The 25,802-nt window shown below is 75.1% G+C and carries 21 protein-coding genes; 14 read left to right on the top strand and 7 right to left on the bottom strand.

What is annotated here, in order from left to right:
• Window positions 1–136: 136 nt before the first annotated feature.
• Window positions 137–1,156 (top strand): lactonase family protein, encoded by a 1,020-nt coding sequence (locus tag CHF16_RS36555; protein WP_089330765.1) that lies wholly within the window; start codon window positions 137–139, stop codon window positions 1,154–1,156.
• A 70-nt stretch (window positions 1,157–1,226) separates the two neighbouring features.
• A complete protein-coding gene (locus CHF16_RS36550) occupies window positions 1,227–2,606 on the top strand; it encodes an NADP-dependent succinic semialdehyde dehydrogenase (protein WP_089330764.1) in 1,380 nt (459 codons plus the stop codon).
• A 7-nt stretch (window positions 2,607–2,613) separates the two neighbouring features.
• On the opposite strand, the gene CHF16_RS36545 is transcribed toward CHF16_RS36550, so the two are convergent.
• Entirely contained in the window at window positions 2,614–3,591 is a 978-nt protein-coding gene (locus CHF16_RS36545; RefSeq protein WP_089330763.1) for an ornithine cyclodeaminase family protein, read from the bottom strand.
• Between the two features lie 160 nt (window positions 3,592–3,751).
• Between CHF16_RS36545 and CHF16_RS36540 the strand changes: the two genes are divergently transcribed.
• The 4 genes from CHF16_RS36540 to CHF16_RS36525 are packed head-to-tail and all read left to right on the top strand — an operon-like array spanning window position 3,752 to window position 8,382.
• Window positions 3,752–4,957, top strand: a complete 1,206-nt coding sequence (locus CHF16_RS36540; RefSeq protein WP_089330762.1) for a branched-chain amino acid ABC transporter substrate-binding protein — start codon at window positions 3,752–3,754, stop codon at window positions 4,955–4,957.
• Between the two features lie 13 nt (window positions 4,958–4,970).
• Complete coding sequence (locus tag CHF16_RS36535) at window positions 4,971–5,870, top strand: branched-chain amino acid ABC transporter permease (RefSeq protein ID WP_089330761.1); 900 nt, start codon at window positions 4,971–4,973, stop codon at window positions 5,868–5,870.
• Window positions 5,867–7,651 carry a branched-chain amino acid ABC transporter ATP-binding protein/permease gene (locus CHF16_RS41705; protein WP_245869756.1) on the top strand — a complete coding sequence of 595 codons (1,785 nt, stop codon included), beginning with the start codon at window positions 5,867–5,869 and terminating at the stop codon, window positions 7,649–7,651. The genes CHF16_RS36535 and CHF16_RS41705 overlap by 4 nt, the downstream gene beginning before the upstream one ends.
• Entirely contained in the window at window positions 7,648–8,382 is a 735-nt protein-coding gene (locus CHF16_RS36525) for an ABC transporter ATP-binding protein (protein ID WP_089330759.1), read from the top strand. Before CHF16_RS41705 ends, CHF16_RS36525 begins: the two co-directional genes overlap by 4 nt.
• Here the strand turns inward: CHF16_RS36525 and CHF16_RS36520 are convergent.
• Window positions 8,366–10,498, bottom strand: coding sequence for a thiamine pyrophosphate-dependent enzyme (locus CHF16_RS36520; protein WP_089330758.1), 2,133 nt, complete (start codon window positions 10,496–10,498; stop codon window positions 8,366–8,368). The two genes, CHF16_RS36525 and CHF16_RS36520, sit on opposite strands and share 17 nt — an antisense overlap.
• 186 nt (window positions 10,499–10,684) lie before the next feature.
• Here CHF16_RS36520 and CHF16_RS36515 point away from each other — a divergent pair, with 186 nt between their 5' ends.
• From CHF16_RS36515 to CHF16_RS36505, 3 genes are read left to right on the top strand one after another with little or no spacing between them, the layout of a single operon-like run.
• Window positions 10,685–12,223, top strand: a complete 1,539-nt coding sequence (locus CHF16_RS36515; RefSeq protein ID WP_089330757.1) for an aldehyde dehydrogenase family protein — start codon at window positions 10,685–10,687, stop codon at window positions 12,221–12,223.
• A 9-nt stretch (window positions 12,224–12,232) separates the two neighbouring features.
• Entirely contained in the window at window positions 12,233–13,378 is a 1,146-nt protein-coding gene (locus tag CHF16_RS36510) for an NAD(P)/FAD-dependent oxidoreductase (RefSeq protein WP_089330756.1), read from the top strand.
• Entirely contained in the window at window positions 13,371–14,516 is a 1,146-nt protein-coding gene (locus CHF16_RS36505; RefSeq protein WP_089330755.1) for a Glu/Leu/Phe/Val family dehydrogenase, read from the top strand. Before CHF16_RS36510 ends, CHF16_RS36505 begins: the two co-directional genes overlap by 8 nt.
• Here CHF16_RS36505 and CHF16_RS36500 read toward each other — a convergent pair.
• Together CHF16_RS36500 and paaZ are read right to left on the bottom strand one after the other, a co-directional pair.
• Entirely contained in the window at window positions 14,494–15,420 is a 927-nt protein-coding gene (locus CHF16_RS36500) for a LysR family transcriptional regulator (protein WP_089330754.1), read from the bottom strand. The two genes, CHF16_RS36505 and CHF16_RS36500, sit on opposite strands and share 23 nt — an antisense overlap.
• A gap of 139 nt (window positions 15,421–15,559) precedes the next feature.
• Window positions 15,560–17,599: a phenylacetic acid degradation bifunctional protein PaaZ gene (gene paaZ / locus CHF16_RS36495; protein WP_089330753.1), complete on the bottom strand. Its 2,040-nt coding sequence runs from the start codon at window positions 17,597–17,599 to the stop codon at window positions 15,560–15,562.
• Between the two features lie 170 nt (window positions 17,600–17,769).
• Between paaZ and CHF16_RS36490 the strand changes: the two genes are divergently transcribed.
• The 4 genes from CHF16_RS36490 (at window position 17,770) to CHF16_RS41070 (ending at window position 21,262) form a co-directional block, all read left to right on the top strand.
• Window positions 17,770–19,329 carry an AMP-binding protein gene (locus CHF16_RS36490; protein ID WP_089330752.1) on the top strand — a complete coding sequence of 520 codons (1,560 nt, stop codon included), beginning with the start codon at window positions 17,770–17,772 and terminating at the stop codon, window positions 19,327–19,329.
• 2 nt (window positions 19,330–19,331) lie between these two features.
• Entirely contained in the window at window positions 19,332–20,357 is a 1,026-nt protein-coding gene (gene mgrA, locus CHF16_RS36485) for an L-glyceraldehyde 3-phosphate reductase (protein ID WP_089330751.1), read from the top strand.
• Between the two features lie 70 nt (window positions 20,358–20,427).
• Window positions 20,428–20,880, top strand: coding sequence for a YbhB/YbcL family Raf kinase inhibitor-like protein (locus tag CHF16_RS36480; protein ID WP_089330750.1), 453 nt, complete (start codon window positions 20,428–20,430; stop codon window positions 20,878–20,880).
• A 4-nt stretch (window positions 20,881–20,884) separates the two neighbouring features.
• The gene (locus CHF16_RS41070) at window positions 20,885–21,262 is read left to right on the top strand and encodes a DUF6343 family protein (protein ID WP_218827004.1); all 378 of its coding nucleotides are present in this window, start codon (window positions 20,885–20,887) and stop codon (window positions 21,260–21,262) included.
• 31 nt (window positions 21,263–21,293) lie between these two features.
• Here CHF16_RS41070 and CHF16_RS36470 read toward each other — a convergent pair whose 3' ends face one another.
• Window positions 21,294–22,196, bottom strand: a complete 903-nt coding sequence (locus CHF16_RS36470; RefSeq protein ID WP_179271873.1) for a helix-turn-helix transcriptional regulator — start codon at window positions 22,194–22,196, stop codon at window positions 21,294–21,296.
• A gap of 109 nt (window positions 22,197–22,305) precedes the next feature.
• Between CHF16_RS36470 and CHF16_RS36465 the strand changes: the two genes are divergently transcribed.
• Window positions 22,306–23,745, top strand: coding sequence for an MFS transporter (locus tag CHF16_RS36465; protein WP_089330748.1), 1,440 nt, complete (start codon window positions 22,306–22,308; stop codon window positions 23,743–23,745).
• Window positions 23,746–23,761: 16 nt separating this feature from the next.
• Here the strand turns inward: CHF16_RS36465 and CHF16_RS36460 are convergent, their stop codons facing one another.
• Window positions 23,762–24,589, bottom strand: a complete 828-nt coding sequence (locus CHF16_RS36460) for a glycosyltransferase family 2 protein (protein WP_089330747.1) — start codon at window positions 24,587–24,589, stop codon at window positions 23,762–23,764.
• A 10-nt stretch (window positions 24,590–24,599) separates the two neighbouring features.
• Window positions 24,600–25,487 carry a glycosyltransferase family 2 protein gene (locus CHF16_RS36455; protein WP_089330746.1) on the bottom strand — a complete coding sequence of 296 codons (888 nt, stop codon included), beginning with the start codon at window positions 25,485–25,487 and terminating at the stop codon, window positions 24,600–24,602.
• Between the last annotated feature and the right edge of the window lie 315 nt (window positions 25,488–25,802).

Here is a 25,802-nt window from a genome sequence, read left to right as displayed (position 1 = left end):
CGAACCACCTACCAGGCCACCATCGCCATCGACATCCTCACCCCGACCAACTCGACAACAGCCGAAGACCCTTAACTTCCCGGCATTGGGGCTAGGCTCCGGCTGGACGAGTGGATCATGGACGGGGTGAGTTCGGGTGAGCGAGCGGGCGTTCTGGGTGGGGACGTACACCGGTGCGGCGGGCGACGGGGCCGGCATCTACCGGGTGGTGCGGGACGCCGGCGGGGTGTTGGGGCCGCCCGAGCTCGCGGCCGAAGCGGTGAACCCGTCCTACCTCGCGGTGCATCCCGGGAAGGGCGTGCTGTACGCGGTGCGCGAGGAGGATGCGGGGGGTGTAACCGCCTATGCGGTTGAAGGTGGACGGCTGCGGGAGATCGGGCGGCGGGCGGCCGGGGCGCTGCCGTGCCACCTGTCCGTGACGCCGGACGGCGGCCACCTGGTCGCCGCCGACTACGGCTCCGGGACGGTCCGGGCCTACCCGCTGGCGGGCGACGGCGGGTTCGCCGGGGACGCCTCGGTGGTGGCGGGGCACGGCAGCGGGCCTCGGACCGACCGGCAGGAAGGCCCGCACGCCCACATGGTCGTGCACGCTCCGGATGGGACCGTGCTGACGACCGACCTCGGCGCCGACCTCGTCCGCTCGTTCCGGATCGAGGGCGGTGCGCTGCGGCTCGCCGGGGAGACGCCGCTGCCGGCCGGGTACGGGCCGCGGCACATGGTCGTCCACCCGGGCGGGCACGTGCACGTGCTGACCGAGCTGGCGGCGGTCGTGGTCACGCTGCGTCCGCTGGACGGGTACGCGCGGCTGGAGGTCGCGGGCGAGTCGCCCGCGACGGCCGGTCCCGCGGGCTCCGCGGCCCAGGGCGCGGCGATCAGGCTCGGGGACGGCGGCCGGTTCGCCTACACCTCCATGCGCGGCACGGACGTGGTGACGGCGCACCGGGTGCTGGACGGCGGCGCGGCGCTCGCGCCCGTCGCGGACGTCCCCTCGGGCGGGCACTGGCCCCGCGACCTGTACGTGGACGGCGAGTGGATGCACGTGGCGAACGAGCGCGGCGGCGCGATCGCGACCTTCCGGATCGGCGGCGACGGCGTCCCGGTGCCGGCGGGGGCGCCCCTCGCCGTCCCGTCGCCGGTGTGCGTGATCCCCGCCTGACGGGCGTTTCCTGGGAGGCCACCCGGGCACGTGCCGGTCAACGGACCGGACGATCAGGGAGCATCCCGACATGACGACGATCGCGACGACCAACCCCGCGACGGGCGAGGTCGAAAAGACCTTCGACGCGTACTCCGACGCGGAGGTCGACCGCCGCGTCGCGCTGGCGGCGGAGACGTTCGCCTCCTACCGCAACACTCCGCTGGAGCGGCGCGCGGAGTGGATGAACGCGGCGGCGGACATCCTCGACCGGGAGTCCGAGCAGATCGGCGCCATGCTGACGACGGAGATGGGCAAGACGCTGAAGTCCGCCGGGGCGGAGGCGCAGAAGTGCGCGAAGGCGTGCCGGTACTACGCCGAGCACGCGGCGGAGTTCCTCGCCGACCGGCGCCCCGCCGCGCCGGGCGACGTCGGCGCGTCCGACGCCTACGTCCGCTACCGGCCGCTCGGCCCGGTGCTGGCGGTCATGCCGTGGAACTTCCCGCTCTGGCAGGTGATCAGGTTCGCGGCGCCGGGCCTGATGGCGGGGAACGTCGGGCTGCTGAAGCACTCCTCGAACGTCCCGCAGACGGCGCTGTTCCTGGAGGACCTGTTCCGCCGCGCCGGGTTCCCCGAGGGCGGGTTCCAGACGCTGCTGATCGGCTCGGCGAAGGTCGAGCGGGTGCTGCGCGACCCGCGGGTGAAGGCCGCGACGCTGACCGGCAGCGAGCCCGCCGGACGCTCGGTCGCCGCCATCGCCGGGGACGAGATCAAGCCGACCGTGCTGGAGCTCGGCGGCAGCGACCCGTTCGTGGTGATGCCGTCCGCCGACCTGGAGGCGGCGGCGCGCACGGCGGCGGAGTCGCGGTGCCTCAACAACGGGCAGAGCTGCATCTCCGCGAAGCGGTTCATCGTCGACATCGGCTGCGCCGACGAGTTCGAGCGGCTGTTCGTGGAGCACATGCGCGCGCAGCGGGTCGGCGACCCGATGGACGACGCCACCGACGTCGGCCCGCTCGTCAGCGAGCAGGGCCGCGCCGAGGTCGAGGAGCTCGTCGCGGACGCGGTCGGCAAGGGCGCGTCGGTGCTGTGCGGCGGGCGGCGCCCGGAGGGGCCGGGCTGGTTCTACCCGCCGACCGTGATCGGCGGGGTGACGCCGGAGATGCGGATGTACCACGAGGAGGTCTTCGGGCCGGTCGCGTCGCTGTTCCGGGTGCGCGGGGTGTCGGAGGCGGTGGAGGTCGCGAACGCGACGGGCTTCGGGCTCGGCTCCAACGCCTGGACCCGCGAGGACGACGAGCGGGAGCGGTTCGTCCGCGAGCTGGACGCCGGGCAGGTGTTCATCAACGGCAAGACGACCTCGTACCCGGAGCTGCCGTTCGGCGGGGTGAAGCGGTCCGGCTACGGGCGCGAGCTGTCGGCGGACGGCATGCGCGCGTTCTGCAACGCGAAGACCGTCTGGGTCGGCTGACCCCGCGTCACAGCTCGACGTGGCGGCCCGCGCCGGCCGCGCGGGCGCGTTCGACGATCACCGACGCGGCGGCCGTGTCCTGCACGCCGATGCCGACGCTGTTGTAGAAGAGGATGTCGGCGGGGTCCTCGCGGCCGGGGGCCAGGCCCGCGACGACGGGCCCGAGCGGCCGCACCTCCTCCGGGCTCAGGTGCCCGGCGCGGATGGCCGCCACGACGGGCCCGGCGTGGTCGAGCGCGGTCGCCACGTCGTCCACGACGACGGCCGCCGACCGGGTGAGGACGTCGTCGTCGACCTCCGCCCGGTCCGGCGCGAAGGACCCGACGCTCAGGACCGTGCATCCCGGGTCGAGCCACGCGCCGAGGACGACGGGCTCGGCACTGGTCGTGGCGGTGACGACGATCTGCGCGTCCTCCACCGCCTCCCGGACGGACGCCGCGCGTTCGACCGGCGTTCCCAGCTCCTCCGCCAGCTCGGCGGCGACGGTGCACGTGTCCGGGTGGCGGCAGGCCAGGGCCGTCCGGGCGATCGGGCGGACCGCCGCCATCGCGCGGACGTGCGCGCGGCCCTGGACGCCGCAGCCGGCCACCGCGAGCCGGGACGCGTCCGGCACCGCGAGGTGGTCGGCGGCCACCGCGCTCGCCGCGGCCGTCCGCAGCGTGGTGACCGCCTCCCCCTCGATGATCGCGACGGGCCGGCCGTCCACCGGGTCCTGCACGGCCACGAGCGCGGCGACGGTCGGCAGCCCGCGCGCCGCGTTGCCGGGGTGGACGCTGCCGAACTTGGCGACGGCGCCGGTGCCGGGCAGCCGGGAGACGTAGCAGAACGCGACGTCGCCGTCCGGGCCGTCCAGCAGCAGCCGGGGCGCGAGCCGGGCCTCGCCGCGGCCGAGCGCGCCGAACGCGGCCCGCTGCGAGGCGATCGCCGCCGGGAGGTCGAACACGGCGCGCACGTCGGCGGCGGACAGCAGCAGGACTTCGGCCATGGGGTGATCTTCGCGACCCCGCCGCCGCGCTGTCGAGGGCGGAAGGGCAAGCGGTTCTTATCGATCACTACATGAGATCGCATGCTCGGCCGCCTCGACGGCCGTCCCGCGGCGTTCCACGCTTTCAGCATCCCGCACCGCGAGCGACGGAGAGGCGCCGATGACCCCACTGACACCGCCGGACCGCCGCCGCCGGTTCCGCCTGCTCGCCGCGGCCGGCGCCGGCCTGCTGCTGGCCCCGCTCGCCGCGGCGTGCGGGTCGGGCGGCGAGGGCGGTTCCGGCCCCATCAAGATCGGCGTCCCGGCGCCGCTGAGCGGCGACTCCGCCTCCGCCGGGCAGGACATCCTGGCCGCCGCCAAGGTGGCGGCGGCCGAGATCAACGAGGCCGGCGGGGTGGACGGCCGGACGGTCGAGATCGTCGAGGCCGACGACCAGTGCAGCGCCCAGCAGGGCGCGCAGGCCGCGCAGAAGCTGCTGAACAGCGGGGTCGTCGCGGTCGCCGGAGGGTACTGCTCGGGCGCGGCGGTGCCGGCGATCCCGATCTACGGCCGGCGGAACGTCCCGTTCGTGATGGACGCCTCCACGAACCCGTCCCTCACCGACTCCGGCAAGGGCAAGGTGTTCCGCACCTGCGGGCGCGACGACAACCAGGGCACGGTCGCCGCCAAGTTCATGACGGGCGAGCTGCGCGCGCGCCGGATCGCGCTGCTGCACGACAACACCACCTACGCCAAGGGCCTGGCGGACGCGGCGGCGTACTCGGTGAAGCAGCTCGGCGGGCAGGTCGTCTACCAGGACGCGCTCCAGCCGGGCCAGTCCGACTACAGCCCCGTGCTCACCAAGGTCGCCTCGACGCGGCCGGACGTGCTGTACTTCACCGGCTACTTCGCCGAGGCGGGGCTGCTGATGAAGCAGCGCGATCAGCTCGGGCTGAAGTTCACCCTGATGGGCGGCGACGCGACGACCGACTCGACCGTCCTGAAGACGGCGGGCCGGGCCGCCGCGGGCTACGTCGCCACGACCGCGCCGCTGGCCAAGGACCTGCCCGCCGCCGGGAAGTTCGTGTCCGCCTACAAGAGCGCGAACGGCGCCGACCCCGGGCCGTTCTCGGTGTACGAGTACGACGCGGTCAAGGTCGTCGCGAAGGCGGTCGACGACGCGGGGTCCACCAAGGGCGCCGACATCACCGCCGCGCTCCACAAGATCAAGGACTTCCCCGGCATCACCGGGCCCATCACCTTCGACGCCAAGGGCGACCGGACCGACCCGCTCTACATCACCGTCCGCGTCGAGGGCGGCGCGTTCACCGCCTACAAGAAGCTCGACAAGAGCGGCGCCACCTGGGTGGACGCCAAGACCTCGTGACGAGGCCCCGGCCATGAGCGAGTTCGTCCAGTACCTGGTGAACGGGCTGACGATCGGGGCGTTCCTCGCGCTGATCGCGCTCGGCTACTCGATGATCTACGGGGTGGTCCGGCTGATCAACTTCGCGCACGGCGACGTGTTCATGATCGGGGCGTTCGCCGGGTTCGGGACGCTGACCACCCTCGGGGCGACCGGCGGGATGGCGCTGCCCGCCGTGCTCGCCGCCGTCGCGGTCGGCGCGCTGACCACCGGCGTCGTCGGCACCGGGATCGCCAGGGCCGCCTACGTCCCGCTGCTGTCCTCGCCGCGGCTGGCGCTGCTGATCGCCGCGATCGGGGTGTCGCTGGCACTGGAGGAGGGCGTCAAGGTGCTGACCCACGCCCGGTTCAAGTCCTACCCGAACGCGCTGGACGGCGGGCAGATATTCAGCGGCGCCGTCCGCGTCACCTACGGCCAGCTCGCGCTCGTCCTGCTGTCGCTGGCGCTGATGGCGGCGCTGTGGCTGTTCGTCACCCGGACCGTGACCGGGACGGCGATGCGCGCCCTCGCGATGGACCGCGACGCGGCCCGGCTCCAGGGCATCAACGTCGAGCGGCTCATCCTCGCCACGTTCTTCGTGGGGTCGCTGCTCGCGGGGGCGGCGGGCGTCATGTACGGGCTCTACTACGTGCAGATCAGCTTCGGGATGGGGTTCCTCATCGGGCTGCGCGCGTTCACCGCCGCCGTGCTCGGCGGCATCGGCAACCTGCCGGGGACGATGGTCGCGGGCGTCGCGATCGGGCTCGTCCAGTCGTTCTCCGCCGGGTACGTCTCGTCCCGCTGGACGGACGTCATCATCTTCGGCCTGCTCATCGCGGTGCTGGCGCTGAGACCGACCGGCCTGTTCGGCGAGCGCGTCGTGGAGCGCGCGTGAGGCGCCGCGCGGGCGTGCGGGCCCGGTTCGGAGTGTCTGCCCGGTACGAGGGGTGGGCCCGGTACGGCGGCTGGCCGCTGCTGATCGCGGCGGCGCTCGCCGCCGGCCTGGTCCTCGACGACTACGCGCTGACCGTCGTCGGCACGATCCTGATCTACGCGATCCTCGGGCTCGGCATCAACATCGTCGTCGGGTACGCCGGGCTGCTCGACCTGGGGTTCGCGGCGTTCTTCGCGATCGGCGCCTACACGGCCGGGCTGCTGATGCTGAAGCTGGAGTGGGACTTCTGGCCGACGCTGCCCGCCGCCATCGCCGCCGCCGCGGCCGCCGGGGTGGTGATCGGCTATCCGACGCTGCGGCTGCGCAGCGACTACCTCGCGATCGTCACGCTCGGCTTCGGCGAGATCATCCGGATCACGGTGGTGAACCTGGAGGTCACCGGCGGCCCGAACGGGCTGACCGGCATCCCGCCGGTGGCGCTCGGCGGCCGGGAGATCGTCGTGCCGCGGGACTTCTTCTACCTGGCCCTCGCGTTCTTCACCGCGGTGCTGGCCGCGACGGCGCTGCTGGCGCGGACGCGGCTGGCGTACGCGTGGCGGGCGATCCGGGCCGACGACACCGCCGCCGAGGCGGTCGGCGTCCCGGCCCGGCGGGTGAAGCTGCTCGCCTACGTGCTCGGCGCGATGACCGGGGCCGTGGCGGGCCCGCTGAACGCCGCGCAGCTCGGCACCGTCGACCCGTCCAGCTTCACGTTCCTGACCTCGCTGATGATCCTGCTCGTGGTGATCATCGGCGGGATGGGCAGCCGGCCCGGCGTCATGGTCGGCGCGGTCGTGATCGTCGCGCTGCCGGAGGCGCTGCGGACCGTCCAGGAGTACCGGGGGCTGTTCTTCGCGCTGCTGCTCATCGCGATCGTGATCCTGCGGCCGCAGGGGGTGTGGCCGTACCGGCCGCGCCGGCTGCGGCTCCCGGCGGAGGCGGGCCCGGCGCCGCAGCCGCCGCCCGCCGCGTCCGGGACGCTGCTGGAGGTGGACGGCCTGTCCCGGGCGTTCGGCGGCGTCACGGCCCTGGAGGGGCTCGCGCTCCGCGCGGGCGCCGGGCAGGTGGTGAGCGTGATCGGCCCGAACGGCGCGGGGAAGACGACGGCGTTCAACTGCGTCACCGGGATGATCCGGCCGTCCGCCGGGTCGGTGGTGCTGGCCGGGCGGAGCGTGCGCGGGCTGCCCCCGCACCGGGTCGCCGCCGCCGGGCTCGCCCGGACGTTCCAGAGCATCCGGCTGTTCGAGGAGATGACGGTCGCCGAGAACGTCCTGATCGGCCGGTTCGCCCGCGACCGGGGCCTGCTGCGGCCGCCGTCCCGCGCCGACCTGGAGGCGGTGCGGCGCTGCCTGGAGTTCACCGGCCTGCTGGAGGAGGCCGACCGCCCGGCGGGCGGGCTCCCCTACGGCGGCCGGCGGCGGCTGGAGATCGCGCGGGCGCTCGCCGCCGAGCCCCGCGTGCTGCTGCTGGACGAGCCGGCGGCGGGCGCGAACCCCACCGAGAAGCGGGCGCTGATGGAGCTGATCGCCCGCATCGGCGCGCTCGGTACCGCGGTCGTGCTGATCGAGCACGACGTCGCGCTGGTCATGTCGATCTCCGACCGGGTGACCGTGCTGGAGAACGGCCGGGCCATCGCCGCGGGGCCGCCCGCCGAGATCCGCGCGGACCCGCGGGTCGTCGCCGCCTACCTCGGCGTCCCGGACGACCCGGAGACGGGCCTCGTCACGGAGGTGCTGCGATGACGCTGCTGCGGGTGAGCGGCCTGCACGCCCGGTACGGGGCGGTGGAGGCGCTGGCGGGCGTCTCGTTCGAGGTCGGCGAGGGCGAGATCGTCGCGCTGCTCGGCAGCAACGGCGCCGGGAAGACCACCGCGCTGCGCACGGTCACCGGCCTGCACCGGGCCCGGTCGGGGCGCGTCGAGTTCGGCGGGCGCGACATCACCCGGCTCGCCGCGCACCGGATCGTCGCGGCGGGGCTCGGGCACGTCCCGGAGGGCAGGCGGGTGTTCCCGGCGCTGAGCGTCGCGGAGAACCTGCTGCTCGGCGGCTACCTGCGGCGCCGCGACCGGGCGGCGGTCGCGGCCCGCCGGGGGGAGGTGTACGCGATGTTCCCCCGGCTCGGCGAGCGGCGCGGGCAGCTCGCCGGGCTGCTGTCGGGCGGCGAGCAGCAGATGCTCGCGATCGGCCGGGCGCTGATGCTGCGGCCCCGGCTGCTGGCCCTGGACGAGCCGACGATGGGCCTGGCGCCGCAGACGGCGCAGCAGGTGCTGCGCGTCGTCCGGGACATCCGCGACCAGGGCGCCACGGTCCTCATCGTGGAGCAGAACGCGCACCAGACGCTGCGGCTCGCCGACCGCGCGTACGTCCTGGAGACGGGCCGGGTCGTCCTGGACGGCCCGGCGGCGGCGCTCGCGCGCGACGACCGGGTGAAGGCCGCCTACCTCGGCGGCGACCCGGTCATCGAGCCGACCTGACGAGCGCCTCGGCCGCGTCCTCGATCGCCCGCTCCGACAGCAGGACGCGGCCGGCGGCGTCGCCGAGCGGGATGAAGCTGTCCTCGCTCGCGACCCGGGCCGCCCGCCCCGCGAACCCGGCGTCGGCGAGCGCCGCGAGGACGCCCTCGGACACGCCGCCGGTGCGGCGCGTCTCGTCCGCCACCAGGACGGCGCCGGTGGCGCGCGCCTCGCGGAGCAGGTCCGCGACCGGCAGCGGGGCCAGCCACCTCAGGTCGAGGACACGGCAGCGGACGCCCCGTGCCGCGAGGCGCCGCGCGGCCCGCAGGCTCATCCGCACGCCGTTGCCGAACGTGGCGATGGTGAGGTCGCGGCCGTCGCCGTAGGTGCGGGCCCGCCCGACCGGAACCGTCCCGCCGGCGGGGGCAAGCCAGCCGCCGTCGCCGTCCTCGTGCAGGTCGCGGACGTGGTAGAGGGCGATCGGCTCCAGCACCGCGCACACCCGGCCGTCCCGCTCGGCGGCGTCGGCGCAGGCGCGCAGCATCCCGGCGGCGTCGTCGGGCCGGGCGGGCGAGGCGATCACGAGCCCGGGGACGTCGCGGAGCGCGGCGACCGCGTTGTCGTTGTGGAAGTGGCCGCCGAACCCCTTCTGGTAGGCGTAGCCGGCGATCCGCACGACCATCGGGTTGCGGTACCGCCCGGACGAGAAGAACGGCAGCGTCGCCGCCTCGCCGCGGATCTGGTCGGCGGCGTTGTGCAGGTAGGCGAGGTACTGGATCTCGGGCACCGGCAGCATCCCGGCGAGCCCGAAGCCGAGCGCGAGGCCGAGGACCGACTGCTCGTCCAGGATCGTGTCGAACACCCGCGCCGCCCCTGCCCGCTTCAGGAGCCCGCGGGTGACGCCGTAGACGCCGCCCTTGCGCGCCACGTCCTCGCCGAAGACGACCATCCCCGGACGCTCGTCCAGCAGCGCGGCGAGCGTCCGGTTGATCGCCTGCGCCACCGTGACCGGTTCGCCCGCGGGGGCCCGCTCGCACCGGGAGGGGGTGTACCGGAGCGGTGCCATGACCTCGGCGGCGGACGAGAGGCGCGGCGCGTCGGCGACCTCGTCGGCCAGGGCCGCCACCTCGGCGCGCTTGGCCTCGTAGCGGTCGGTGATCCCGGCGGGCGTCGCCGCTCCCAGGTCCACGAGCAGCCGCGCGGTCCCGAGGAGGGGGTCGCGGTCGAGGTCGGCGGCCAGTTCGGCGGGCGTCCGGTAGGCCGACTCGGCGTCGGATCCGGCGTGGCCCATCAGCCGCACGGTGCGCAGGTGCAGGAACGCCGGACGGCGGTGCTCGCGCACCCAGGCGGCGGCCTCCGCGGAGACGGCGAAGGCGTCGGCGAGGTCGCAGCCGTCCGCGTGGAAGTAGGCGAGGCCGGGGCGCGAGCCGTAGGCGGCGTGGATCCAGCCGGGCGCCGTCCGGACGCTGATGCCGAGGCCGTTGTCCTCGCACACCAGCAGCAGCGGCAGGGGCAGCCCCTGGAACGCGCAGTTCACGGCCGCGTTGACGGCGCCCGCCGCGGTGGAGTGGTTGGCGGAGGCGTCGCCGAAGCTGCACACGACGACGGCGTCGCGCGGCCACGGCGTCGCCAGGCCGAGGCGGGCCGCGCGTTCGATCGCGAACGCCAGGCCGAGCGCGCGCGGGAGGTGCGAGGCGATCGTGGACGTCTGCGGGATGACGTTCAGCGGGCCGCTGCCGAACACCTTGTGGCGCCCGCCCGCGATGGGCTCCTCGGCGGCGGCGACCAGGCCCAGGAGCACGTCCCGGAGCGGCGTCTGGCCGGGGACCTGGCGTGCGCGCTCCAGGAAGAACGCGCCCGAGCGGTAGTGCAGCAGCGCGGGGTCGTCGGGGCGGAGCGCGGCGGCGACCGCGGCGTTGCCCTCGTGGCCGGACGAGCCGATCGTGTAGAAGCCGCGGCCGCGCGCCCGGAGCAGCCGGGCCGCCAGGTCGAGGTGGCGGCTGCCGAGCTGGGCGTCGAACAGCTCCAGGCACCGCTCGGGGGTCAGCGGGCCCGGCGCGGTCAGCGCCCCGGACGGCGGGGACGGCGCCAGGGACGCGGCCGCCTCCAGGAAGTGCGCGTCGGCGGGTTCGGGCATGCGTCGAGCATCGACTGGGGCGGCCCGCTATCCCAGCCCCGCGAGACCGCCGACCGGTTGTGACTTGGCCAAGGAACGCTTAACGCCCCGGGGCGGCGGGAGGCTCAGCCGGGCTTGGGCTCGCGTTAAGGAAGCCGCGCTCTGTCCGATCTTGGCTCGGCTCGGCGGCCCGTTCAGGCTGGAACCGTGCTCTCCTCCCTCATCGGCGGCGCCCGGATCCCGGCGGGCCCGCGCGTGTACCGCTCCACCGACCCGTCCCGCACGTCCGAGACGGTCGCCGAGGTGTCCCTGGCGGGCGCGGACGACTTCATGTGCGCCTGCCGGGCCGCCCGCGCCGCTCAGGACGCGTGGCGGGACGTGCCGCCGCCCGTGCGCGGGCAGGCGGTCGCCGCGCTCGGCCGGCTGGTCGAGGCGAACAAGGCGGCGCTGGCCCGCGTCGTCGTCCGCGAGGTCGGCAAGCCGTACGCCGAGGCCCTCGGCGAGGTCCAGGAGATCGCCGACACCTGCGCGTTCTTCCTCGGCGAGGGGCGGCGGCTGTACGGTCAGACCGTCCCGTCGGAGATGCCGGACAAGCAGCTGTTCACCTTCCGCGACCCGGTCGGCGTCGTCGCCGTCGTGACCGCCGGGAACTTCCCGGTCGCGGTGCCGTCCTGGTACATCGTCCCGGCGCTGCTGTGCGGGAACACGGTCGTGTGGAAACCCGCGGAGTACGCGGCGGCGTGCGCCGAGGCGTTCTCCGCGCTGCTGGCGCACGCCGGGCTTCCGGACGGCGTCCTCAACGTCGTGTACGCCGGCGGGCCGGAGACGTTCGCCGGGCTGGAGCGGGCGCTCGGCGAGGGGCTCGTCGGCAAGGTCGGCTTCACCGGCTCCACCGAGGTCGGGTCGCGGATCGGGGAGCTGTGCGGGCGCCACCTCCAGACGCCGTGCCTGGAGCTCGGCGGCAAGAACCCGATGGTCGTCACCGAGGACGCGGACCTCCCGCTCGCCGTCGAGGGCGCGCTGTTCTCCGGGTTCGGGACGGCGGGGCAGCGCTGCACGTCGCTCGGCACGGCGATCGTCCACGAGTCGGCGCACGGCGAGTTCGTCCGGCTGCTGGACGCGGCGGTGCGGGCCGCGACCGTCGGCGACCCGGCGGGCGACGTGCTGTACGGGCCGCTGATCAGCGAGCGGTTCGCGGACGGGTTCGAGAAGACCCTCGGCTGGATCGGTCCCGGCCACACCCTGCACGGCTCGACCGGCACCGGCCGGATCACGGCGGCGAACCCGCGCGCGGGCTTCACCGGCGACGCCGCCGCGGGCCTGTACTACCACCCGGTGGTCGTGGACGGGGTCGGGCCGGGCGACGAGCTGTTCATGAACGAGACCTTCGGCCCGATCATCGGGGTGGCATCCTACCGCACGCTGGACGAGGCGATCGAGCTGGCGAACGCGCCCGGCTACGGCCTGTCGGCGTCCATCTACACGACCGATCCGGCGAAGGCGTTCGCGTTCCGGCGGCGGATCTCGGCGGGGATGGTGAGCGTCAACAACTCCACGTCCGGTGCGGAGGCGCACCTGCCGTTCGGCGGCAACGGGCGCTCGGGCAACGGCAGCCGCCAGTCGGGCGCCTGGGTGCTGGACCAGTTCACCCGCTGGCAGTCGATGAACTGGGACTACTCCGGACGGCTGCAGAAGGCGCAGATGGACGTCCCGCAGATCGAGCCCGACCTCGGGTTCCGGCTCTAGGGGCGGCGCGTGGAGACCGAGGCGGAGGTCGTCGTCATCGGCGGCGGCGTGATGGGGACGAGCATCGCGTTCCACCTCGCCGAGGCGGGGGTGCGGGGCGTGGTCCTGGTGGAGCGGGACGAGCTGGGCTCCGGCTCGACGTGCAAGGCGGCGGGCGGGGTGCGGGCGCAGTTCTCCGACGAGGTGAACATCCGGCTCGGCGCCCGCAGCCTGGAGGCGTTCGCCCGGTTCGGCGAGCGCCCCGGCCAGGAGATCGAGCTGCACCGGGTCGGGTACCTGTTCCTGCTGTCGCGGCCGGAGGACGTCGCCTCGTTCGAGCGGAGCGTCGCCCTCCAGAACCGGCTGGGCGTGCCCAGCCGCATGATCACGGTCGCGGAGGCGCGCCGGCTGTCCCCGCTGATCGGTACGGACGGGCTGCTGGCCGCGGCGTTCTCCCCCGACGACGGGCACTGCACCCCCGAGTCGGTCGTGCTCGGCTACGCGACCGGCGCGCGGCGGCACGGCGCGGCGATCCGCACGCACTGCGAGGTCCTCGGCATCGAGGCGGACGGCGGCGCGATCACGGCGGTGGAGACGTCGCGGGGCCGCATCGCGACGTCCGCGGTCGTCTGCGCGGCCGGGCCCTGGTCGGCGGCGGTCGGCGCGATGGCGGGCGTCGCGCTGCCGGTGGAGCCGCTGCGGCGGCAGATCGTGTTCACCGAGCCGATGCCCGGCCTGCCGCGCCCGGTGCCGATGACGATCGACTTCGCCACCTCGTTCTACTTCCACGCCGAGGGCGCGGGGCTGATGCTCGGCATGTCGGACCCGGAGGAGGCGCCCGGGTTCCGGCTCGGCCGCTCCGACGCGTGGCTGCCCCGCCTCACCGCGGCGATCGGCGCCCGTGCGCCGCGGCTCCTCGACGCCGGGCTGACCGGCGGATGGGCGGGCCTCTACGAGGTCACCCCCGACCACAACGCGCTCATCGGCGAGGACGAGCGCGTGTCCCGGTTCCTGTACGCGACGGGCTTCTCCGGCCACGGGTTCCTGCAGGGCCCGGCGGTCGGCGAGGTCGTCCGGGACCTGTACCTCGGCCGGACGCCGTTCACCGACGTCGGCCCCCTGCACGCCGCCCGGTTCGCCGGGAACGCCCTCCGCCCGGAGGCCAACCGTGTCTGACGTGCTCGCGCTGATGGACGAATGGGGCCCCGAACGCGTCGTGTGCGTGTCCGACACCCGCACCGGGATGCGGGGCGTCCTCGTCATCGACAACACCGCCCGCGGGATGGGCAAGGGCGGCATGCGGATGAGCCCGGCGGTGACGGTCGCCGAGGTGGCGCGGCTGGCGCGGGTCATGACCTACAAGTGGGCGGGCGCCGACCTGTTCTTCGGCGGCGCGAAGGCCGGGATCGCGGCGGATCCGGCGGCGCCGGACCGGGAGGCGGTGCTGCGGTCGTTCGTCCGCGCGCTGGCGCGGGAGATCCCGAGCCGGTACGTGGCGGGCCTCGACATGGGGCTGACCGAGCGCGACGCGGCGATCGTCCAGGACGAGCTGGGCGACCGCGGCGCGGCCGTCGGCACCCCGCACGCCCTGGGCGGGATGCCCTACGACGAGCTCGGCGTCACCGGGTTCGGGGTCGCGGAGGCCGCCGACGCCGCCGCCGCGCACGCCGGGACCTCGCTGCGCGGCGCGCGGGCCGTGGTGCAGGGGTTCGGCGCGGTCGGGCACGCGGCGGCCAGGCGGCTGGACGAGCTGGGCGCGGCCGTCGTCGCGGTCTCGACGGCGCACGGCGCCCTGCACGACCCCGACGGCCTCGACGTCGGCAGGCTCCTGGCCCTGCGGGCCGAGGCCGGCGACGCGGCGGTGCGGGAGTACGGCGGCGGGCGGCTCCTGGAGACCGGCGCCGAACTGCGCCTGCCCGCGGACGTCCTCGTCCCGGCCGCGCTGCAGGACGTCATCGACGCGCGCACCGCCGCCGCCGTCCAGGCGAAGATCGTCGTGGAGGGCGCGAACCTGCCCACCCGCCCGGACGCGCAGCGGGTCCTCGCGGCGCGCGGCGTCACCGTCGTGCCCGACTTCGTGGCCAACGCGGGCGGCGTCGTCGCGGCCGGGTTCGCGATGGACGCCCGGTACTCGGCGTTCCGCCCCGACCCGGACGCGGTGTTCGCCGCGGTGTCGGCGAAGATGCGGGAGAACACCGCGCGGGTGCTCGCCGCCGCGCGCGATCGGGGCACGACCGCGCACGAGGCGGCGGTCGCGCTCGCGCAGCGGCGGGTCCGGGCGGCGATGGAGCTCAAGGGCCGGTGGCGCCGCTGATCTCCGCCTCGACGCAGCGGGCGACCTCGGTGAGGCCGCGCATGGCGTCCTTGACCAGCGGGTTGGTGTTGGTGGAGCGGCGCAGCACCGTCACGTGCCGGCGCGGGGCGCGGCGGCTGAGCCGCAGCATCCGCAGGCCCGGCGCCGGGACGCAGCCGAGCGCCGGGACGAGCGCGATGCCGAGGCCGCAGCCGACGAGCCCGCACACCACCGCGTAGTCGTTGCTGCGGAACGCGATGTGGGGCGTGAACCCGGCGGTGCCGCACAGCCGCAGCAGTGCCCGCGCTCCGGAGCTGTCCGGGCGGCTCGCGATCCACGTCTCCGACCGCAGGTCCCGCAGCCGGACGGTCCGCCCGCCCGCCAGCGGGTGGTCGGCGGGCATGCACAGCACGAGGTTCTCGTCCATCACCGGCGTCTCCACGACCTGGTCGGGCCAGGTGCGCGGGAACAGGTCGTACCGGTAGACGAGCTGGAGGTCGAGGTCGCCGTCGAGCAGCTCGGGCAGCAGCTCGTCCGGCTCGCCCTCCGACAGGGTGATCTCGATGCCGGGCCGGACCCGGGACAGCTCCGCCAGCACCCGCGGCAGGATGCGGGCGCTCGCGGTCGGGAAGCTGCCGAGCTGCAGCGCGCCGCGCTCGCCGCTGGCGACGGTGCGCAGCTCGCGCTCCAGCGTCGCGAGGGCCGACAGCACGTCGTTGCCCTTGCTGACGAGCAGGAACGCCGCGCTGGTCGGCCGGACGCTGCGCGCCCGGCGCTCGAACAGCAGCAGGCCGCAGGCCCGCTCCAGCGCGGCGACCTGCTGGGACACGGCGGACGCGGTGTAGCCGAGGTTGCGGGCGGCGTCCGCGAACGACCCGGTGCGGACGACCTCGCGCACCGTCTGGATGTGCAGGGGACTGATCATGGGCGTACCCCGTTCAGCTCCGGTGAGCGTCGCCCCCGCCGACTCCTCGCGACCTTGTTCTTTCCCTGGGCGGGCGACCCCCAGACCCCCGGGAGCGGGACCGGACGCCGCCTTCGCCCTCCGCTCCGCTCCGGCGTCGTCAGTCGTGCTTGGGCCTCTTGGCCACCAGCGTCAGCACGTCGTACTTGGCGACCGACGCGCCCTCCTGGTTGGTGACGTCGGTGTCCCAGCGGACCTCGCCGTACTCGGCGCCCTCGCGCGGGCTGATCTGCTTGGCGGTGAGGGTGACGGTCAGCTCGTCGCCGGGCTTGACGGGCGTGAGGAAGCGCAGCCGCTCCAGCCCGTAGTTCGCGAGGACGGGGCCCGGCGACGGCTCGACGAACAGCCCGGCCGCGAACGACACGACGAGGTAGCCGTGCGCGACCCGGCCGCCGAAGAACGGGTTCGCCCTGGCGGCCTCCTCGTCGGTGTGGGCGTAGAAGGTGTCCCCGGTGAACTCGGCGAAGTGCTCGACGTCGCCGAGGGTGACGGTGCGGGGGCCGCCGACGGCGGTGTCGCCGACGCGCAGGTCCTCCAGGTACCGGCGGAACGGGTGCTCGGCGGTGACGGTCCGGTCGGTGCCGGGCACCCAGCGCCCGGTGATGGAGGTGAGCATCGCCGGCCCGGACTGCAGCGCGGTCCGCCGCATGTGGTGCACGACCGCGCGGACGCCGCCCAGCTCCTCGCCGCCCCCGGCGCGGCCGGGCCCGCCGTGGACGAGCGGCGGCAGCGGCGACCCGTGCCCGGTGGACTCCCCCGCGTCCTCGGCGTTCAGCACGAGCAGGCGCCCGTGCCAGGGCGCGAGGCCGAGGACGACCTCCCGGGCGAACTCCGCGTCGCCGGTGACCACCGACCCGGCGAGGCTGCCGCGGCCGCGCGCCGCCAGCTCGACCGCCGCCGCGGCGCCCTCGTACGGCAGCAGGGTGCTGACCGGCCCGAACGCCTCCACCTCGTGCGGCTCGGCGCGGCCGGCGTCGTCGGCGCGCAGCAGCACCGGGGACAGGAACGCGCCGCGCTCGGCGTCGGCGCCGACGACCTCGACGTGCTCCGGGTCGCCGAAGACGGGGCGGCCGGCGTCCATGAGGGCCTTCAGCGACCGCCGCACCTCCTCGCGCTGGTCGAGGCCGGCGAGGGCGCCCATCCGCACGTCCGGGTCGGCCGGGTTCCCGACCGTGACCCGCGCGAGCCGGTCGCGGACGGCCTCGGCGACGTCGTCGATGAGCGCGGCGGGGACGAGCGCGCGCCGGATGGCCGTGCACTTCTGGCCCGCCTTCACCGTCATCTCGGTGACGAGCTGGTCGGCGAACAGGTCGAACTCCCGGGTGCCGGGCGCGGCGTCCGGCCCGAGGATCGAGCAGTTCAGCGAGTCGGCCTCGGCGTTGAACCGCACCGACCGGCCGGCGACGGCGGGATGGGCGCGCAGCCGCCGCGCCGTGGCCGCCGACCCGGTGAACGCGACGATGTCCTGCTCGGTGAGGTGGTCGAGGAGGTCCCGCGGCGCGCCGCAGACCAGCTGCACCGCGCCCTCGGGCAGGATGCCGGACTCCACCACCAGCTCGACCAGCCGGGCGGTGAGGTAGGCGGTCCGGCTCGCGGGCTTGACCAGGCTCGGCACCCCGGCGAGGAACGCCGGCGCGAGCTTCTCCAGCGGCCCCCACACCGGGAAGTTGAACGCGTTGATCTGCACGGCGACGCCGCGCGACGGCGTGCAGAGGTGCTGCCCGACGAACGTGCCGCCCCTGCCGAGCGGCTCGACGTCGCCCTCGATCAGCACCGTGTCGTTCGGCAGTTCCCGCCTGCCCTTGCTCGCATAGCCGAACAGGACGCCTATGCCGCCGTCCACGTCGAACTTGGCGTCGGCCAAGGTGGCGCCCGTCCGGGCCGACAGGGCGTACAGCTCCTCGCGGTGCTCGCGCAGATGGGACGCCAGCGCCTTCAGCAGGGCCGCGCGCTGGTGGAACGTCAGCCCCCGCAGCACCGGGCCGCCGACCTCCCGCCCGTACTCCAGCGCGCCGCGCATGTCGACCCCCGCCGAGGAGATGCGGGCCACCTCCTCCCCCGTGACGGCGTCGTGCAGCGGCTCTCCCTCGTCCTCGGGAGCACGCCATGAACCCGACACGTAACTGCGCAGCACGACCACGGGGACCTCCTCGTCCTTATCTCTGACTCTTCTTGCCACGGGGGAGCCCCGTTCACGCGTCGCAGAGGTGACAGCCGACACCTGTTCCTTTTGTGTACCTGTGAGCCGTGTGGGGTGAATCAGAGAGACATTTCTTGTGGATCTGTTCCACATGTCACTACGCTTCCCGCATGCGAGCGCACACCCGGATCACCGCCGAGCTGACCGCGCTGCGGGCCGCCGCCCGCGCCGGGATGATCGGCCCGATGCCGCCGCGCGCCCTGGCCGCGACGGCGCGGGCCATGCGCGCCTACGGGCCGCTCGGCGCCGCCACCGCGGTGCCCGCGCACCGCTCCCCCGGCCGGACCGGGCTGGTCGACGACCGCGGGAGCCTCACGTTCGGCGAGCTGGAGCGCCGCTGCAACGCGCTCGCGGCCGCGCTGCTCGCCCGCGGCGCCGGCCCGGGGAGCACGGTCGGCGTCCTGTGCCGCAACCACCGCGGCCTGCTGCAGGCGATGTCCGGCGCGGCGAAGACGGGCGCGTCCGTGCTGTTCCTCAACACCGACTTCGCCGCCCCGCAGCTCCGCGACGCGGTGGCGCGCGAGGGCGTCACGGTGCTGCTGCACGACGACGAGTTCGCCCCGCTGGTGGACGGCCTGGACATGCCGCGCCTCACCGAGTCCGAAATGGAGGACCTCGTCGCCGGCGCGGACGGCGCGCCGCCGCCCGCCCCCTCCCGGCACGGCTCCCTGGTCATCCTCACCAGCGGCACATCGGGCCGTCCCAAGGGCGCGCCGCGCGCCCAGCCGCGGTCGCTGGCGCTGCCGGGCGGGATCCTGTCGAAGGTGCCGTTCCGCGCAGGCGAGGCGATGTTCGTCGGCCCGCCCCTGTTCCACGGGCTCGGCCTCACCTCGGCCCTGCTGGCGCTGGGGCTCGGGTCCACGCTGGTGCTGCGCCGCCGCTTCGACGCGGCGCAGGTGCTGGACGACCTGGAACGGCACCGCTGCACCTCGCTCGTCGCGGTCCCGGTGATGCTCAGCCGCATGCTGGCGGTGCCCGGCCGGGAGTCCCGCGATCTGTCCCGGCTCAAGGTGGTCATGTCGGGCGGGGCGCGGCTGGACGCCGGCCTCGGCGGCCGCGTGCTCGCCGCGTTCGGGCCGTCGCTCTACAACTTCTACGGCTCCACCGAGGCGTCCTGCATCACGATCGCCACCCCGGACGACCTGGCCGCCGCGCCCGGCTGCGTCGGGCGCCCGCCCGCCGGCACGCGGGTCGCGGTCCTCGGCGACGACGACCGGCCCGTCCCGCCCGGTGCGGTCGGCAGGATCTTCGTCGACACCCCCGCCCGGTTCGGCGGCTACACCGGCGGGGGCGGCAGGGAGGAGGTCGGCGGGCTGATGGCCGTCGGCGACCTCGGCCACCTCGACGCCGCCGGGCGCCTGCACGTCGACGGGCGCGCCGACGACATGATCGTGTCGGGCGGCGAGAACGTCCACCCGGGCGAGGTCGAGGACCTGCTCGCCGCCCACCCCGGCGTCGCGGAGGCCGCGGTCGTCGGCGTGCCCGACGCGGAGTTCGGGCAGCGGCTGCGCGCCTACGTGGTGGCGGACGGCCTCACCGAGGACGACGTCAGGGCGCACGTCGCCGGGAACCTGGCCCGGCACAAGGTGCCGCGCGACGTGGTGTTCCTCGACGCCCTCCCCCGCAACCCGGCCGGCAAGGTCGTCAAGCGGGCCCTGAAATACTCGTGACCATGACCTATACGGCGGACAGCGGACGATACGAGCGGATCCCCTACCGGCGGTGCGGGCGCAGCGGCCTGCGGCTCCCCGCCATCTCCCTGGGGCTGTGGCACAACTTCGGCGACGACCGCCCGCTGGACGTCCAGCGGGCGATCCTGCGGCGCGCCTTCGACCTCGGCGTGACGCACTTCGACCTGGCGAACAACTACGGGCCCCCGTACGGGTCCGCGGAGATCAACTTCGGCCGGATCCTGCGCGAGGACCTCGCGCCCTACCGGGACGAAATGATCATCTCGACCAAGGCCGGCTACGACATGTGGCCCGGCCCCTACGGCGACCGGGGGTCGCGCAAGTACCTGCTCGCCAGCCTCGACCAGTCGCTGCGCCGTATGGGCGTCGACTACGTGGACATCTTCTACAGCCACCGGTTCGACCCGGAGACGCCGCTGGAGGAGACGATGGGCGCGCTGGACCGGGCCGTCCGGTCCGGGAAGGCGCTGTACGCGGGCATCTCGTCCTACTCCCCCGAGCGCACGGCGGAGGCCGCCGCGATCCTGCGGGAGATGGGCACGCCGCTGCTGATCCACCAGCCGTCCTACTCGATGCTGAACCGCTGGATCGAGGGCGGGCTCCTCGACACGCTCGAGCGCGAGGGCGTCGGCTGCATCGCGTTCTCACCGCTCGCGCAGGGCATGCTCACCGACAAGTACCTCGACGGGATCCCGGAGGGGTCGCGGGCCAGCAAGGGCACCTCGTTCGACGCCGGCCTACTCACCGAGGAGAACCTGCGGCACGTCCGGACGCTGAACGAGATCGCGCGGGGGCGCGGGCAGTCCCTCGCCCAGCTCGCGCTGGCCTGGTCGCTGCGGGACGGGCGGGTCACCTCCGCGCTGATCGGGGCGAGCAGCGTCCGGCAGCTGGAGGAGAACCTCGCCGCCCTGGAGCGGCTCGACTTCACCGAAGACGAGCTCGCCGCGATCGACCGGGACGCGGTCGAGGCGGGGATCAACATCTGGGCGGCGTCCAGCGCCCACTGAGCGCGGCCGGGCGGGTCGATATGCCCGGTCCGAGGCGCATCGACCCGCCCGGACCGGGCACGACCAGCGCATGAAGGAGATGACGCTGCGCAGCAGCGCGTTCAACGACCACACGCTCATACCGTCGGAGTACTCGCACGACCGCGGGGACGTCTCGCCCCCGCTGGAGTGGTCCGAGCCGCCCGAGGAGGTCGTGGAGCTCGCCCTCGTCTGCGAGGACCCGGACGCGCCCGTCGGCACGTTCACCCACTGGCTGCTCGCCGGGATCGACCCGGCGACGACCTCCCTGGACGCCGGGGAGCAGCCCACCGGGGCGGTCGCCGGCCGCAACGACTACGGCACCGCCGGGTACGGCGGGCCGCATCCGCCGGTCGGCGACGACCCCCACCGGTACTTCTTCCGCCTCTACGGGCTGTCGGAGCCGTCCGGGCTCCGGGACGGCTTCACCGCCGAGGACCTGCAGGACGCCCTGCAGGACAAGGTCGTGGCGACGGGGACGCTCGTCGGCACGTTCGCCCGGTGACGCCGTGGGCACCCCCGAGCGGCGGAACCCCCGCGACGAGCCTGCCCGCGACGAGCCCGGACACGACGAGCACGGGCACGACGAGCCCGGCCGCGACGATTACGAGCCGTACGGCCCCGACTGGCGCGGGCCCGGCTCCCACGGGCCCTACCCGCACGAGCAGCCGCGCGGCAGCGAGCCGCTGAACGCCCGCAGCCCGCTGCGGCTGCGGGCGATCCTGTCCGGGATCGCGCTGGTCGTCGCGGTCGCCGCCGCGATCCTGTTCGCGCTCGGCGCGCAGGGGGACGGCGACGGGGACTGGGCCGCGGCGGGCATCTGCGCGGCCGTCGCCGTCATCGCCGCGATCGACCTCGTGGTGATCGCCCGCCGCGCCCGGTCCTGACCGGGCGCCCGGGCCGGTGCCGGTGACCGGGTCAGTGCCGGTGCTCGGCGGCCTCCGGGTGGGCCAGCAGCCAGGCGATCCGCTCGCGGCTCTCCTCGTCGATCGGCGTGTAGGCGACCAGCCGCGCACCGGGCGCGGCGCTGAGCTCCATTCCGGTGGTGCGGGTCCGGATCTCCCCCTCGACGGCGCGGTGCCGGAAGACCTTCAGGGCCGAGTGCGCCTGGGCGACGTCATGGGAGGCCCACAGCCGCGCGAACTCCGGGCTGGCCGCCTGCAGCCGCCGGACGATCTCCTTCCAGCCGGGCTCGTCGAGGTGGCGGCTGTAGCGGTGCCGGAAGGTCGCGACGAGCCCGGGCGCCGTCTCCGCCACGTTCGCGACGGGGTTGCAGCACTGCGGCAGCGTGAACGACAGCCACATCGTGTTCCGCTCGCAGGGCCGCGCGGTCACCACGGCCGGGAAGATCGCCGCGTAGGCGTCGTTCCAGGCGAGGATGTCGCAGCGGCCGTTGGCGACGGACGCGGGCATGGGCGACAGGGCGTCCAGGATCGCCTGGACGTCCTCGGGGAGGTTGCCGTCGTCCTCCTCCGGCGCGGCCCCGGGGACGTCGGCGAGCCGGTACAGGTGCTCGCGCTCGGCGCCGTCGAGGCGCAGCGTGCGGGCCACCGCGTCCAGCACCTGCGCGCTCGCGTTGATCGGGCGGCCCTGCTCCAGCCAGGTGTACCAGGTCACGCCGACCCCGGCGAGCTGCGCGACCTCCTCGCGGCGCAGGCCGGGGGTGCGGCGCCGGGGCCCGGGCGGCATGCCCACGTCCTCCGGGGTGATGCGCGCCCGGCGGCTGCGCAGGAACGCCGCCAGCTCGGTGCGGCGGCGCGGCCGCGCCCGGCCGCGGGCGGGGGCCGCCGGCCCGCCCGCCCTCGTCTCGGTGCTCGTCATCGTCACGCTCCCCAGCCTGCCCCCGGCGGGCGGCGCGTTCCAGGTGCTGTCAGTACCAGTATCGACAGGCTCTCTTTACCGGTACCGGCAAGGCCGCACGCTTGCACTCATGACACAGACAACCGATCTGCGGAGGATTGTTCCCGAACGGGGTTCGCGGACCGGATCCGGCGGCGCGCTCCTCGCCGTCATCCTGCTCGGCCAGTTCATGAGCATCCTCGACGCGAGCATCGTCAACGTCGCGCTCCCGACGATGCGCACGGACCTGCACGCCTCCGGGGCGGGGCTGCAGCTCGTCGTCGCCGGGTTCATCATCGCCTACGCCGTCCTCCTCATCACCGGCGCGCGGGTCGGCGCGCTCGCCGGCCACCGCCGCATGTTCCAGCTCGGCCTCGCCGGGTTCACGGCCGCGTCGCTGGCCTGCGGGCTCGCGCCGTCCACCGGGTGGCTCGTGGCGTTCCGGTTCCTGCAGGGCGCCACGGCCGCGCTGCTGACGCCCCAGGTGATGTCGATGATCCAGCGCAACTTCACCGGCGCCGCGCGGGCGCGCGCGCTCGGCTACTACTCGGCCGTGATCGCCGGCGGCATCGTGGTCGGGCAGGTGGCCGGGGGCCTGCTGGTCAGCGCCGACCTGCTCGGCAGCGGCTGGCGGGGCGTCTTCCTGGTCAACGTCCCGATCGGTCTGGGACTGCTGCTCGCCGGGGCGCGCGTGCTGCCCCGCGACGAGGAGCGCCCCTTCGCCGGGGGCGCGCGGGGGCAGCTGGACCTGCCGGGGCTGGTGACGATCGCCGCCGCGGTGCTGCTGTTCGTCGTCCCGCTGATCATGGGCCACGAGCTGGGCTGGCCGGCGTGGGGCTGGGTCTCGCTCGCCGCGAGCCCGGTGCTGCTCGCCGCCTTCGCCGCGGTCGAGCGCCGGACGGGCGCGGCCGGGGGCCGGCCGCTGATCCCGGTGCGGGTGCTGCGCGCGCCGCTGCTCGCCCCGGCCTGCGTCACGATCATGTTCGGGCCGGGCAGCTGGGCGGCGTTCCTGTTCACCACCACCCTGCACCTGCAGGGCGACCTGCGGATGTCGCCGCTGGAGTCGGGCCTCGCGTTCGTCCCGTGCGTGACGGCGTTCGCGCTGGTCGGGCTGAACTGGCAGCGGCTGCCGGCGGCCTGGCACCGCCGCGCGGTCCCGACCGGGTTCGCGATCGCGGCGGCGGGCTACCTGTGCGTCGGGCCGCTGGCGGGCGGCGGCGTCGGCTACGAGGCGCTCACCGTCGTCATCGGGTTCGGGCTCGGCGTGATGCCGATCATCATGACGACCGCGCTCCAGCACGTCCCGGCCGAGGACGCCGCCGACGCCAGCGGGCTGCTGCTCACCCTGATGCAGCTCGCCCAGGTGATCGGCATCGCCACCGCCGGGACGCTGTTCCTCGGCCTGGCGGAGTCGAGCGGCTCCACCCGGCACGCCGAGTACGGAACGGGGTGGGCGCTCGCCGCCGCGACCCTGGCGGGCGCCGTCTGCGCGCTGTGGCTGGCCCGCGCCAGGACCTCCGCGCGGGCCTGACCGGCGGGCCCGGCGCTCAGTAGCCGGCGAGCCGCGCCCGCGCCGCCTCGACCGCGGGCGGCAGCGGGCGCCGCGCGCGGGCGACCGAGGGCAGCGCGCGGGCGGCGGCGGCCAGACCGGCCCGCCCGTCCCGGCTGGCCAGCGCGGACGCGGCCGTGCGGGCGACCGCCGGGAGCGGGCGGCGCAGCCACGCGGTGAGCAGCCGGTTGCGGACCTCCCGGCGCCGCCGCGCGGCCGGGTTCCGGCCCGTCCGGGACGGGTGGTGGTGCACGACGAGCTCCGGCACGTAGGCGAGCCCCCACCCGGCGGCGGCGAGGTCGAGTGCGAGCAGTTCCTCCTCCCCCGCGAAGTGCAGGACGTCGGAGAAGCCGCCGGCGTCGAGGAACGCGTCCCGGCGCACGATCGCCGAGCAGGCGAGGAAGCCCAGCACGGCCGGCCCGGGGAGCCCCTCCGGCCGGCCGAGCGGCGCCTCGGCCATCTGCGCGGAGACCGGTTCGAGCCGCTCGTCCGGCCCGACGAGGACGCGGGCGGCCAGCAGCGCCGTCCGCGGGTGCGCGTCGAGGATCTCCACGGCCCGCTCCAGCGCGCCCGGCGCCCACCAGGAGTCGTCGTCGGCGAAGGCGACGTAGCGGGTGCCGGCGCGCTCGGCTCCGGCGTTGCGGGCGGCGGCGCCCCGGTTGCCGGGCAGCCGCAGGACGGTCGCGCCGGCCTCCCGGGCGGCCTCGGCGGTGCCGTCGGCGGAGGCGTTGTCGACCACGATGACCGGCGCCGCGTGGCGGCGGAGGCTCTGGCGCAGCTCGGGGGCGCGGTCGCGGGTGGCCACGACGATCGTGACATCGGCCATGGGTGCTCCTTCAGCTCACGTAGCGGCGTGCCGTGGACTCGCGCTGGGACCTCTCCAGGGTGCGCAGCCGGTCCTCGACGTCCGGCGGCAGCGTGCGGCGCTCGCGGGCCACCCAGCCGAGCCCGGCGGCCGCCTCGGCGAGCGCGCGGGCGGTGACGCGGTCGCGCGGCAGCGTGCGCAGCAGCCGGGCGGTGCGGCGGGCGGCGGCCGGGAGCGGCCGGCGCAGCCAGGTGAACCACAGCGTGTTGCGGATGCCGTGCCGGCGGCGCAGGTGCGGCTCGCGGAGCCGCGACGGCTCGTGGTGGACGACGACGTCCTCGGCGTAGCACAGGTGCCAGCCGAGCGCCATGAGGTCGGCGCTGAGCAGCTCCTCCTCGCCGCCGAGCCACAGCCGCGGGGAGAACCCGCCGGCCTGCCGGAACGCCTCCGTCCGCAGCATCGACGCGCCGGCCAGGAACGAGCCGAGCGCGGGCCCGGGCAGCCAGGCCGGCCCGGGGACGGGCGAGTGCCGCAGCTCGGGCACGATCGGGTCCTCGCGCCCGCCCGGCTCCACCAGGATCCGCCCGGTGACGACCGCGAGCTCCGGGTGCGCGTCGAGCAGGCCGGCGGCGCGGGACGGCGCGCCCGGGTCCCACCAGGTGTCGTCGTCGGCGAACGCGATGTAGGGCGTCCGGACGTGGTCGGCCGCGAGGTTGCGGCCGACGGCGCCGAGATTGCCCGGTGCGCGCAGGAGCGTCACCTCCGGGAACCGCGCCGCGACCGCCTCGGCCGTTCCGTCCCGGGAGGCGTTGTCCACCACGATCACCGACGCGTCCTCGGTGATCTCCCGCATGCGCGCGAGCACGGCGAGCAGCGACTGCCGCCGGTCCCGGGTGATGACGACGACGGTGAATCGCATGAACCGCCCAGTACCCGGTCTCTCACCCTCTATGTGCCACACATGGCGACCTAGCAGGCACTTCGGCCAGCAGCGACTTTTCTGACTTGAGCGTTTAGGTCCACTGTTATCGGCTATGTCGATTCACCAGTAGGTCGAATCACCTATAGGGAATTCGCTTCCGGGCGAGGGCGCCCGGGGCCGATACCGCCAGAGCCGATGTCCACGACGACGACATCGGCACCTCACCGGAGCCTGCGCCGGACGCAGGCCGAGCGAACGCAAGCCGCGCCGGACGAACGCGGCGCGCAACGAACGCTGCACCGAAGGAATGTT

This window comes from Actinomadura meyerae, assembly GCF_900188445.1.
GTDB classification, from domain to species: domain Bacteria; phylum Actinomycetota; class Actinomycetes; order Streptosporangiales; family Streptosporangiaceae; genus Spirillospora; species Spirillospora meyerae.
This window is presented reverse-complemented; position numbering and strand designations above follow the sequence as displayed.